At 58.4% G+C, this 12024-nt stretch carries 10 protein-coding genes and 1 tRNA gene; 6 read left to right on the top strand and 5 right to left on the bottom strand.

Annotated elements, in window-relative coordinates:
• The first annotated feature begins 353 nt into the window (after positions 1-353).
• Both ABNH18_RS08940 and ABNH18_RS08935 read left to right on the top strand, forming a co-directional pair.
• On the top strand, positions 354-1805 hold the full coding sequence (locus ABNH18_RS08940; protein WP_349382486.1) for a phospholipase D-like domain-containing protein: 1452 nt from the start codon (positions 354-356) through the stop codon (positions 1803-1805).
• Between the two features lie 194 nt (positions 1806-1999).
• On the top strand, positions 2000-2761 hold the full coding sequence (locus ABNH18_RS08935) for an START domain-containing protein (RefSeq protein ID WP_349382485.1): 762 nt from the start codon (positions 2000-2002) through the stop codon (positions 2759-2761).
• Here the strand turns inward: ABNH18_RS08935 and ABNH18_RS08930 are convergent.
• From ABNH18_RS08930 to ABNH18_RS08920, 3 genes are all read right to left on the bottom strand, one after another.
• Complete coding sequence (locus tag ABNH18_RS08930; RefSeq protein ID WP_007149801.1) at positions 2718-2894, bottom strand: PLDc N-terminal domain-containing protein; 177 nt, start codon at positions 2892-2894, stop codon at positions 2718-2720. The two genes, ABNH18_RS08935 and ABNH18_RS08930, sit on opposite strands and share 44 nt — an antisense overlap.
• Before the next feature lie 82 nt (positions 2895-2976).
• Entirely contained in the window at positions 2977-4182 is a 1206-nt protein-coding gene (locus ABNH18_RS08925) for an MFS transporter (protein ID WP_349382484.1), read from the bottom strand.
• A 115-nt stretch (positions 4183-4297) separates the two neighbouring features.
• Positions 4298-4374 (bottom strand) — tRNA-Arg (locus tag ABNH18_RS08920).
• Positions 4375-5100: 726 nt separating this feature from the next.
• On the opposite strand from ABNH18_RS08920, the gene arsS reads away from it, so the two are divergent.
• The 4 genes from arsS (at position 5101) to ABNH18_RS08900 (ending at position 7834) form a co-directional block, all read left to right on the top strand.
• On the top strand, positions 5101-6057 hold the full coding sequence (gene arsS / locus ABNH18_RS08915) for an arsenosugar biosynthesis radical SAM (seleno)protein ArsS (RefSeq protein ID WP_349382483.1): 957 nt from the start codon (positions 5101-5103) through the stop codon (positions 6055-6057).
• Positions 6054-6740, top strand: coding sequence for a TIGR04283 family arsenosugar biosynthesis glycosyltransferase (locus tag ABNH18_RS08910; protein ID WP_349382482.1), 687 nt, complete (start codon positions 6054-6056; stop codon positions 6738-6740). The genes arsS and ABNH18_RS08910 overlap by 4 nt, the downstream gene beginning before the upstream one ends.
• Entirely contained in the window at positions 6737-7363 is a 627-nt protein-coding gene (locus ABNH18_RS08905) for a TIGR04282 family arsenosugar biosynthesis glycosyltransferase (protein ID WP_349382481.1), read from the top strand. The genes ABNH18_RS08910 and ABNH18_RS08905 overlap by 4 nt, the downstream gene beginning before the upstream one ends.
• Positions 7364-7474: 111 nt before the next feature.
• Entirely contained in the window at positions 7475-7834 is a 360-nt protein-coding gene (locus ABNH18_RS08900) for an Hpt domain-containing protein (protein ID WP_349382480.1), read from the top strand.
• 590 nt (positions 7835-8424) lie between these two features.
• Here ABNH18_RS08900 and fdxA read toward each other — a convergent pair.
• Both fdxA and mutS read right to left on the bottom strand, forming a co-directional pair.
• Positions 8425-8748, bottom strand: a complete 324-nt coding sequence (fdxA, locus tag ABNH18_RS08895; RefSeq protein WP_039926233.1) for a ferredoxin FdxA — start codon at positions 8746-8748, stop codon at positions 8425-8427.
• 341 nt (positions 8749-9089) lie between these two features.
• The gene (gene mutS, locus ABNH18_RS08890) at positions 9090-11678 is read right to left on the bottom strand and encodes a DNA mismatch repair protein MutS (protein WP_349382479.1); all 2589 of its coding nucleotides are present in this window, start codon (positions 11676-11678) and stop codon (positions 9090-9092) included.
• Between the last annotated feature and the right edge of the window lie 346 nt (positions 11679-12024).

Genomic DNA, 12024 nt, shown 5'->3' with positions numbered 1-12024 from the left:
GCGCCGGCATGACGAAAACGCCGTCAACACCGGTACACTGGTTGCCTAAACCAGCAGGAATTAGTCGTTACTACTACTGACGGCCAGCGGCGGCTGGCGCTGAGTCGGGCTCATTTGGCCCGTTAACGTGCGTCGGCGTGGCGACGCAGAGGACTTGGAACGAATCGCCTCCCAGCATAATCGGGGAGGGGAGAGGCCATTTCTGTACACGGTGTGACTGCTGCCAGCCGGCCGATGTCCCAAAAGAGGGCGTATTCTAGGGAAGCCACGGGCAAAGCGCAAAGCCGGGCGGCGGGCGGGTATCGCCGGTTATGTTATCGTTGAACGGATACCCGCTTCAGAGACGGAACTGAATGGCTTTGGATGTCACATACTGGACTGCCAAAATCGATGCGATATTGCTAGTACTGGACCCGTACTGGCCCTATGTGGCGGCGTTTATCAGTATCAGCTTGGCGGTGACCGTGACGGTGCACGTTGCCCAGAATAAGCGTGATGCCCGCGCTGCCGCGGCCTGGACCGGGCTGGTCTGGCTGGTGCCGGTGCTGGGTGCTTTGCTCTATTACATCCTGGGCGTCAATCGTATTCGCCGGCGGGCCCGTCAGCTCACAGGCGGGTTGATCGACAGTAACGATGGCTGGCGCATTGCCGCAGAGCCAGAGCCTGACCTTAAACACCTGAAAATCCTCAGCCGCCTGGTGGGGCGCCTGACCCACCTGCCACTGACCGACGGCAACCGCATCACCCTGCTGGATGCCCCTGGGGCGTATCAGGACATGCTTGCGGCGATCGACAGCGCCACGGAAAGCATTTATCTGGCCACCTACATATTCGGCAACGATGCCGCCGGTAAGCCGCTGGCTGATGCGCTGGCGGCGGCGGTGGCGCGAGGGGTCAAGGTGAGGGTGCTGCTGGATGGTGTGGGAGCCCTGTATTCTCTGCCGTCGGTGGTTTGGCGGTTGCGCCGTGGCAAGGTGCCGGTGGAGCGTTTTCTGTATTCCCTGGCGCCGTGGCGGATGCCGTACCTGAACCTGCGTAATCACCGTAAATTCATGGTGGTGGACCGTTGTTATGGATTCACCGGCGGTATGAATATTCGCGCCGGTTATATCCAACAGCCACCAAAAATCACCGATTTGCATGCCCGTATCGAGGGTCAGGTGGTGGGACAGCTGCTGCGCAGTTTTGCAGCGGATTGGTATTTCACCAGTGGTGAGCTGTTGGACACCAGTTACCGCGGCCCGGCCTGGTTGGGCAATGTGCAATCCCGGGGCATCAGCGCCGGGCCCGATGCGGATTTCGACAAACGCCGTATGACGCTGCTGGCCGCCATCGGCAGTGCCGAATCCCGTATTCGCATCGTCACCCCGTACTTCGTGCCCGACCTGACCTTGCTAGCCACACTGCAACTGGCGCTGCTTAAAGGAATCCGGGTGCAGATCGTGGTGCCGCGCAAGAACAATCTGCGGTTGGTGCACTGGGCCAGCCTGCATGCTTTGCGTTGGCTGGTTGCCGAAGGGGCTGAGCTGTACTTGTCGCCGCCGCCTTTTGACCACAGCAAGGTCATGACGGTGGACCAGCACTGGGTCATGCTGGGCTCGGGCAACTGGGATGCCCGTAGCCTGCGACTCAATTTCGAGTTTGATCTGGAGTGCTATGGGGAGGCACTGGCAGAGCAGATTGATGAGGCACTGGATGAACGGATTTTCCTGTCTCAGCGGCTGGACCAGGCCGGATTCCGGCAGATGACCCCTTGGCGGCGCGTGCGCAATGCGTTAGCGCACATGATGGAGCCCTACCTCTAGAGGCCAGTAGATGTGGGCGGTTATAGCAAAATGCCATTATTTGTGTGGCCTTGATCACGATCTCCCGGTTTCAAGGAATACATCGTTGGCACTCTTGGTTATAAAGTAGCCGCTTAAACAGAGTGTTTAATACGGTAGTACAACCCATGCAGCGCAACAGCGAGGATGTTGCGCGCAATACTGTCAGGACAATTATGATAAAAAAACTGACAACGCTGCTGGCGGTATTGCTGGTGCTGGCGGCCATGCCGGCTTTAGCCAGCGACGGGGAATGGGTGCTGGTGACCGATCGGGACGGCATCCAGGTATTCCGTCAGGATGACGGTGACTCACGCTTGAAGACGTTCCGGGGCGTGGCCGACCTGCGGGTGAATGATTTCAATGCTATCGGCGCCTTGCTGGATGATTACGATGCGGTGGCGTCGTTTATGCACATGGTGTCGGAAATCCGTGACCTGAAGCGCAACTCCCCCTTTCAGCGCGACGTGTACGTAACGACCCGCCTGCCGTGGCCAGTGAAAGATCGTGATGCACCCCTGCGGGTGACCTTTTATCAGGAGCGGGACACGCTTGACCTGGTGATGCCCTTTTCCTTGAACGAAACAGGTTATCCTCAGCAGAAACACTATGTGCGCATGCCGCAGATGGAAGGGTATTACCGGTTTTCCCCGGGCGAGCCGGGCAAGGTGCAGGTGACCATTGAAGTGGTGCTGGACCCGGGAGGGTCATTGCCGGCCTGGTTGGCCAATATCATCCTCCGGGATATCCCGTATTTTTCCCTGCGCCGTTTGCAGCGAATAATCAATCAACCCCGTTTCCAGGGCATCGCGCACGGTTATTACCAGACGCCGGGCGCCTGGCAGAAATCCGGGGATGTTCGCGAGGTGGCAGACGCCACCCGCGAAACCAAGGCTAACGCTTCAGCGGTGAGCCCGGCCCCATTAGCGCCCAGATAATCAGGCCGATCAGCGGTACAATCAGCACCAGTAGCACCCACAGCACCTTGGCGCCTGTCTCGGCGGACGATTGAATAATCATTACGATGGCGTAGATCGCCACGGCCAGTTGTAACAGTCCCAGTAATTTCATCGAAATTTCCTTTTATCCGACGTGAGATTCTTAATCTAGATCACTTGTGGAAAAGGGTAAATCACTGCTGTGTAAAACCCGGTCAACTTTTCTGATGGCGAGTACGGTGATTTTCGACCTGCATCAGCCCGCCATAGAGCAGGGCTGCCACCGCCAGCCCCGCGCCCAGCAGGACAACCCCCGTCCAGCCGTGGAGGTCATAGACAGCGGCGGAGGCCAGTGAGCCGGAGGCGCCGCCCAGGAAGTACAGGAACATGTAGCCCGAATTGAGGCGGTTACGGGCACTTTCATCCAGGGAGAAGACCAGGTTCATATTGGTAATGTGAACCGCCTGTAGCGCCAGATCCAGCAGCACAATCCCCGCCAGCAGGGCGATGAGCGATGTGCCGCCGAGCCCCAGCAACCCCCACGACAGCAACAGAATCAGGATGCCGATGATGGTTATCCGTTGGCCATGGCCACGGTCGGCGAGTACTCCGGCATGGCGGGCAGACAGGGCGCCTGCTGCCCCGGCCAGGCCGAACAGGCCGATGGTGGCATCGTTGAATGCCCACGGTTCGGCGGACAGCAGGAAGGCCAGCGAGGTCCACAGCACGCTGAACATGGCAAAGCCCAGAAAACCGAGCACGGAGCGCTGGCGATAGACTTTATACCGCGCAAACAACCCCACGATAGAGGTAATCAGCTGGCCATAGTGGAGTGAGGTAGTCTGGTGATAGCGGGGTAGCAAGCGCCACAGGGCCAGGGTGTTGAGTAACATTAACGCGGCAGCAACCCAGTAGACGGTATGCCAGTCGCCCAGAGAGGACAGCGCGCCCGCCACGGTGCGTGCCAGCAGAATGCCCAGTAACAGCCCGCTCATCACCGTGCCCACCACTTTGCCGCGGGTTTCCAGTGGCGCCAGCGTGGCGGCAAACGGCACCAATACTTGCGCCACCACGGAAAACGCCCCGGTGATGGCTGTGCCGGCCAGCAGCATCGGTAGTGAGCGCGCACTGGCGCTGATCAGTAATCCGACCATGGCCAGCAACATCATGATCACAATCAATCGCCGTCGCTCGACCAGGTCGCCCAGTGGTACCAGCAGAATCAGCCCCACTGCGTAGCTGGCCTGGGCGGTGGTGACAATAATGCCGGCTTTGGCGTAGCTCAGGCTGAGTTGGTCCGCGATGGTGTGCAGCAAAGGCTGCGCGTAATAGTTGCTGGCCACCACCAACCCGGTGGTGGTGGCCATCAGCAGCACCAGCAGTGGGCTGAGAGGGGAAGAGGAGGGCGTGTCGTGGGTCATGCTGAATCCTGGGTGTCCGTGCGCGGCGACAGTGTCTGGCAAAGAGAGTGAGGGAGCCAGAGCAAAGAGCTGATCGGATTGATACAAAAAGGTGATGCAGGCAAAGAGGGAAAGATGGTGCCCCGGAGACGATTCGAACGTCCGACCTAGCGCTTAGGAGGCGCTTGCTCTATCCAACTGAGCTACCGGGGCATATTAAGCGTGCAGATTGTACGGGGTTTCATTGCTGGAGCCAGCGTTAAGGGAGCCAGCGACTTTTTTGTCGGTGCTTGCGCGTCCTGCGGACTCCAGCGAAGCGGCGGTATCCGGCTCATGTTCGTCCAAGCCAAAGCGAGTGTTGGCAAACCCCGGCTTCCCCCGCTGAGCGACCAAGGCATTTTCCGTAGGTCGAATTAGGCCGAAGGCCGTAATCCGACAACCGACTGTGCCGTTACGACTGCCCCTCTGTGTCGGATTACGCCTTTCAGGCTAATCCGACCTACGCGGGAGCGTGCGGGTTTCGTCGATCAGCCCTTCCGCCGGAGAGGCACAAGGTCGAATTAGACGAAGCCGTAATCCGACCTTTAGCGCCAGCTGTTTAAGATCAAGGCGGCGGGTTGATGCGGCCCGGTTTGTCGGGTTACGCCGCTGCGCTAGCGAAGCATTCGGATGCTGATTGTAAGGACTTTGAAATTTGGTGCCAGTGTTTGTCTTAAAGTGGCTTCGTCATTTTAGCGGAAAATCCATCCGGGCCCTTTTGCCAGCTTACGGACGAATCGGTTTTGACGCGCCCTGTCTGTGGCAGGACGAGGCTTTAATTAGCGTGCAAGCGCGCTTCCGCAAAGTACCCTGTAGCCAAAGTATCCCGCAATCTTCACGTAACTTTTGCGACGTTTACGCATCCATTGGTAGCATGCAACGAATTCTACGAGGTGCAATATGCAGGATACCCATGACCTTCTGGTCCGCAGCTCCACGGACTTCCCGCCGTTGCGCCGGTTTGCCACCACGGTGTTGCAGGTCAACCTGGGTTATTTGTGTAACCTGAGCTGTGTCCACTGCCATGTGAATGCGGGGCCTACCCGGACTGAAATGATGGACAAGGCCACTGTGGACCTGATTCTTCAGGTGATCCGCAAACGGGACATCAAGGTGATCGATCTTACCGGCGGTGCGCCGGAGATGAATCCCCACTTTCGCTACCTGGTGCGTGAATGCCATGCACTGGGCGTGGAAGTGATCGATCGCTGTAATCTGACTATTCTGCTCGAACCGGGTTATGAGGATTTGCCGCAATTTCTGGCCGACCACGATGTGCATGTGGTGGCCTCCTTACCGTGCTATTCCGAAGAAAACGTGAACAAGCAGCGGGGTAAGGGCGTGTTCCAAGGTAGCTTGGAAGCCATTCGCCGCCTCAACGAGAAAGGGTACGGGCAAGATCAGGTTCTGGACCTTGTCTATAACCCCACCGGCGCGTCGCTGCCGCCTCCCCAGGCTGTTTTGGAAGCCGATTACAAGCGCGAGCTGATGGAGCATTTCGGACTCCGCTTTAATAGCTTGTTCACGATCACGAATATGCCCATCAGCCGTTTTGGTGCTGTGCTACTGGCCCAGAATCAGTTCAACGACTATATGCAGCTGCTACGTGATAGCTACAATCGCGACACCTTGCCTGCATTGATGTGCCGATCCATGGTGAGCGTGGACTACAAGGGTTATCTCTACGATTGTGATTTCAATCAGATGCTGGAGATGCCGCAAGGCCATCACGAAGGCCATCAACATTTGTCGAGCTTGTTAGAAGACGATATACAAGGCGAGGCAATTTATGTGGCTGACCACTGCTTCGGCTGCACGGCGGGTGCGGGAAGCAGCTGTGGTGGTTCGCTGGAATGAGTCGGGTCAGTGTCATCGTGCCGGTGCTCAATGAGGGGGATACCTTGGCCGTGTCATTGGCACGGCTACGCGCTGCTCTCACCGACGATGATGAACTGATTGTGGTGGATGGCGGAAGTACCGACCACAGCATCGACATTGCCCGCGAGCTGGCCGATACGGTGCTGGTCAGTGATCCGGGACGCAGCACCCAGATGAATACCGGCGCGGGGTGTGCAAGGGGAGTGTGGCTCTGGTTTATCCATGCAGATACGGTGCTCGATGCTCGCCACCGTGAGGCTCTCAACGGTTTAGACAGCACCACTCGGTGGGGGCGTTTTGATGTTCGCCTGAGCCAGTCCCGCCCGCTTTTTCGCGTTATTGCGTTCATGATGAACTGGCGTTCGCGCCTGACCGGAATTGCCACCGGTGACCAGGCCCTGTTTGTGCGCCGCGATATATTTCGTGAGCAGGGCGGGTTTCCCGCGCAGCCTTTGATGGAAGATATCGCCCTGTCACGGACTTTGCGTGCGCTGGAGCGCCCGGCCTGTTTGCGCCCGCCGGTGATCACCAGTAGCCGGCGCTGGGAGAACAATGGCGCTTGGCGCACCATCTGGCTGATGTGGTCCCTGCGCTTTCGATACTGGCGAGGCGCTAGCCCCGATGCGCTGCATCGGGACTATTACCGGGGAGACGCCGGGTGAGTGACACGCCCCTGCTCATTATTTTTGCCCGCGCCCTGCACGCCGGCCAGGTAAAAACCCGCCTGATCCCCGCTTTTGGCGCCGATGGTGCCTTGCAGATTTATCAGCAACTGTTGTGGCGAACCTTTGCCGCCGCGCAGACGTTCCCCGGTGACGTGCAGCTGTGGCTCGACAAGCCGGATGCGCAATTGAGTCAGGAAGCAACGTCACGGGGCTGGTCCTGTTTTTTGCAGCATGGCGAGGATCTGGGCGAGCGAATGGCCGGGGCCTTATCACGGGGCTTGTCTCACTCTTCCCGGGTCTTGTTGGTCGGGAGTGATTGCCTGCTGCTGGATCCGCCTTACTTCGAGCAGGCGTTGGCCACGTTGGAGCACAGCCCCGTGGTGTTCGGCGCCAGTGAGGATGGTGGCTATGTGCTGTTGGGAAGCGGCCAGGCATCGCTCTGGTCCACTCAACGCTTCCGTGGCGTGCGCTTCGGTGGCCCCCATGCGCTACAGGACAGCCGGGCCTGCTTTGCTCCCGAGGAAACTGCGGTGTTATCGCCCCTTTGGGATGTGGATGAGCCGGAGGATGTGGCGCGGGCCCGTTCATCCGGACTTTTACCGTCTGTCATTTTTTCCTGATTTCACGGGTGTCAGGGATGACGGTCCTTGCTTAAATTTCTAGTCTGTAACACATAACAGGGTTTCTGTAGCTGCTATGGTAACCGCCGTAAAGGATGACGGAGCAGGTTGATGCACGATAGATCGGTCCTCGATGCCGAGGTCGTTTCCGAATTGCAGGATATTATGGGTCAGGATTTCCAGATGCTGATCGAGTCGTTCCAGCATGATGGCGAACAACGCTTGGCCGCACTGGATCAGGCATTCGCGGGGGGCGATGCAGACACCCTGCGCAGCCAGGCGCACAGTTTCAAGGGCAGTAGCAGCAACCTGGGGGCCGTCCGCGTTGCGGAAGTATGCATGGAGCTGGAAACGTTGGCCTCCAACGGTGAACTTGCCAGCGCGCCGCCTTTGATTGATTCCCTGAAGCGGCATTTCCAACAGGCCTGTGTGGCGTTAAGCGCTACCCTGGCGCCAAATGGGGCCGGCTAGGGGCGAATTTCAGGCAAAAAAAACCCTCTTCCGAAATTGGGGTGGAAGAGGGGGGTTGTGAGCGCTATTGCTAGCGCCTTGGGGGGATACTGGTTGGCTTGGCGATGCTCTGTAACACCACGTTTTCCATAGAATTAATGCTACCCAGAAGTGTGACGCGGTGCTGTAAAAAGCAGTGAGGAAATGTAAAAGCTTGGGCGCCTTTTAGCGTCGGGATGTAGTCGTTTGGGGGGCTGAGCTGGCGTTACGGGGCAGGCGTGTAAGAGATCTCTTACAAAGCTGTAGGATAAAGCAGTGTTTTTCCGCTGTTTTCAGCATTAACTGGTGATCGGGAAAACGCTAACCTTTTGTTTTTGTTGATAAATTTAAGGATTGTGTGGTTTTTGCCCAGACTTTTAATATTTATTTTACCCACAGAGCAAAATACGGTTGATATAGTGTTTCCGTGCTTCAGGGAATTGAGCACAAGGATTTGCAAGGATTGCAGTACAAGGATGTTGCGGTGAGCGCAAAAGGGTCAGGATGACTCGACGCAAAAAGGGCGGCAGGATGCCGCCCTTTTATTTTGCCTGGAGAAAAGTGATCCGCGCTTAGCGGACCAGCTTCTCCCGCTTGTTAGGCACACCGTCCCACTCTTCCGCGTCGTCCGGCGCATCTTTCATTTCGGTAATGTTCGGCCACTTCTCTGCCAGATCCGCGTTGATCTCCAGGAAGTCCTGCTGGTCGTCCGGCAGTTCATCTTCCGAGAAAATCGCGTTAACCGGGCACTCCGGCTCACACAGTGCACAGTCGATACACTCGTCCGGGTGGATAACCAGAAAATTTTCGCCTTCGTAGAAACAGTCTACCGGGCACACTTCCACACAATCGGTGTGTTTGCAGTTAATGCAATTCTCACCTACTACAAACGTCATAGCCGGTCCTCGCCAGGTGTCGTCATTTTGTACAGCGCCAAGGGCTGATTATAGCAGCAATAGGCACGGTCTCGCTTGGGGTGGCGCTAGTCTAGCGATATGCCCAGAGGCAGGCAAACGCAGCGTTGATATAAGGTAATAGCTCAGAGTGTTATTAAAAGACAACTTGCCGGTTGCCCCTCCTGCAGATGCGTCGCGCTCTGTGCCTTGCGGATAGCCAGAGTGTCGAGTTGCGAGAGGCGAGTTTCGAAAGGCAAACCCTAAAACACGGTAAAGTCTGGCGATTTGGCTTCTCGTCACCGGGCTTATGGCGCCACCAGCCTAGCGCCTTTCCTGCAGCGTTAAAGTAACCCTCTCAGCTTGTAGAGTGCCTCCAGTGCCTGCTTGGGGGTCAGCTCATCCGGGTCGATGCCGGTGAGCGCTTGCTCTACCGCGCTGGGCTCATTGAAAAGGCTGGCCTGGGCCGGCATTGCCGCTGACGGTGTGGTGCTGGCGGGCGTTGTGTTCACGGCAGAGGTGGACGCCGCCAGGGGTTTGCCGTCTTCCAGTTCGCGCAGTTTATTCCCCGCTTCATGGATCACGCTGGCCGGCACCCCGGCCAGCTGGGCCACCTGCAAGCCATAGCTGCGGCTGGCCGGGCCTTCCTGTACCCGGTGCAGGAACACAATGCGGTTATCGTGCTCACTGGCCGTGAGGTGAGCGTTGTAGATGCCGGGCAGTTGCTCAGGCAGCTGGGTCAGTTCGAAGTAGTGGGTCGCAAACAGGGTGAAGGCCTTAAGGTTGCGCGCCAGGTGTTCGGCGGCGGCCCAGGCCAGGCTCAGGCCATCAAAGGTGCTGGTGCCGCGGCCAATTTCGTCCATCAGCACCAGACTCTGGGCGGTGGCGTTGTTGAGGATGTTGGCGGTTTCCGACATTTCCACCATAAAGGTGGAGCGCCCGCCGGCCAGATCATCAGACGAACCGATGCGGGTAAAGATGCGATCCAGGCTGCCGATGCGAGCGCTCGCTGCGGGCACGCAGCTGCCCAGGTGAGCAAGCAGGGCGATCAGAGCAGTCTGGCGCATGTAGGTGGATTTACCGCCCATGTTTGGGCCGGTAATGATCACCATGCGGCGGGCGTCATCCAGGTGCAGGCTGTTGGGCACAAAGGCATCGTCCAGCACTTGCTCGACCACCGGGTGGCGGCCATCCACGATTTCAATGATAGCGTCGTCGTCGACCAGCTGCGGGCGTACCCAGTTGAGCGCTTCGGCGCGCTCGGCCAGGGACGCCAGCACATCCAGCTCGGCCACGGCGGTGGCGCTACGCTGCAGGGCGTGCAGGTCGGCGGCCACTTTTTCCAGCAGGGCCTCGTAAAGGCGTTTTTCCAGCGTCAGTGCCTTGCTGGACGCAGACAGCGCCTTGTCTTCGAACTCTTTCAGTTCCGGGGTAATAAAGCGTTCGGCATTCTTTAGTGTTTGGCGGCGCTGATAATCCGCTGGCGCTTTGTCCGATTCCCGGCGTGACAACTCGATGTAATAGCCGTGCACCCGGTTGTACTTCACCCGCAAGGTGGACAGCTGAGTGCGTTCGCGCTCGCGGGTTTCAATGTCCACTAAAATAGCACCGGCGTTTTCGCTGATCGAGCGCAGCTCGTCCAGCTCTTCGCTATAGCCCGGCGCGATCACGCCGCCGTCGCGGATCAGCATGGGCGGGTTTTCAATCACCGCGGTGCCCAGTAATTCCACCTGATTCGGAAACTGGCTGATGCGCTCGATCAGCTCAAAGAAGCAGTCGGCGGCGGGCAAGGTGCCGATCAATGGCGGTAGAGCCTTCAGGCTGGCATGCAGGCGCGTCAGGTCGCGGGGGCGCGCAGAGCGCAGTGCTACTCGGCCGAGAATCCGCTCCATGTCGCCGATGTCATTCAACACATCGCGGGCGGATTCGAAACACCAGCCCTGGCGCAGGGCATCGATCTGGTCCTGCCGCTGAGTGAGGGTGGTGCGGTTGCGCAAGGGCTGGTGCACCCAGCGCTTGAGCAGCCGCGCCCCCATGGCGGTTTCGGTGCTGTCCAGCACCCAGGCCAGGGTGTGCTGTTCCTGGCCATCCAGGGTTTCGGTCAGCTCTAAATTGCGGCGGGTGGCCGCATCCATGGCGACCGCATCGTCAAAGCTTTCTACCGCCAGAGCGGTAATGTGTGGCAGCTCACCGCGTTGCGTTTCCTTGGCATAACCCAGCAGGGCGCCGGCGGCAGCTACCGCCACGGGGGTGGGCTCACCGAAGCCGGCCAGATCCTGCACCTGAAATTGCTGACACAGTTGGCGCCGGGCGGCGTCCTCATCAAACTCCCAGCCAGGGCGTTTGCGGGTGCCGGGGCGCTCGGCCCAGCGCCCCGGCAAGCCATGCTCCTCGCTGAGCAGCAGTTCCGCTGGCGACCAGCGCTCCAGCAGCGCCTGCAATTGCTCGGTACCCTCTACTTGAGTCACCACAAAACGCCCGGCGGCCAGATCCAGGCTGGCGCAGCCGTACTGGTTGTTGTGGCCGAAAACGGCGCACAGCAAATTGTCACGGCGCTCTTCCAGCAGCGCCTCGTCACTGACCGTGCCGGGGGTGACAATGCGCACCACCTTGCGCTCCACCGGCCCCTTGGCCAGCGCTGGGTCACCGATCTGCTCGGCAATCGCCACGGACTCACCCAGCTTCACCAGCCGCGCCAGATAGTTCTCGGCCGCGTGGTAAGGAATGCCTGCCATGGGAATCGGCTTGCCTGCACTCTGGCCGCGTTGGGTCAGGGTAATGTCCAGCAAGCGCGACGCCTTCTGGGCATCGCCAAAGAACAGCTCGTAGAAATCCCCCATGCGGTAGAACACCAGCTGGTCCGGGTGTTCGGCCTTAATAGCCAGGTACTGCTGCATCATAGGTGTGTGTGCGGATAAATCGTTGTGCGTCATATCTACGTTTCAGTCCGTTTTTTTCTGTTATTTCGCTATAAAATCAGGTGGTTAGCGAAACGTGTGATTTCCGGTAGTGTCCGTGCTTGTCCATGGTAATCCACCCCGATCCGCAAAATAAGTGTAGGTTTTAGTGTAGGTTTTCGTGCCGGGCCGATTCCCCGGTGATATACTGCTCAAAACCTACACCAAATCCTTTGCAGGCCAGACGGAGCCTGTGATGCGGGGATTTGCTTGAAACCGTTAGTGTTGGTGGATCAAAGCGATGGAGCATAGCAAACAAGGCAGTAAGCAACTATCGGTCCGTGCCATTGAGGCAATGCGGCCTGGTGACAAGGTCAAAACG

The sequence above is a fragment of the Alcanivorax sp. genome, from assembly GCF_040118815.1.
Taxonomy (GTDB): Bacteria; Pseudomonadota; Gammaproteobacteria; order Pseudomonadales; family Alcanivoracaceae; genus Alcanivorax.
This window is presented reverse-complemented; position numbering and strand designations above follow the sequence as displayed.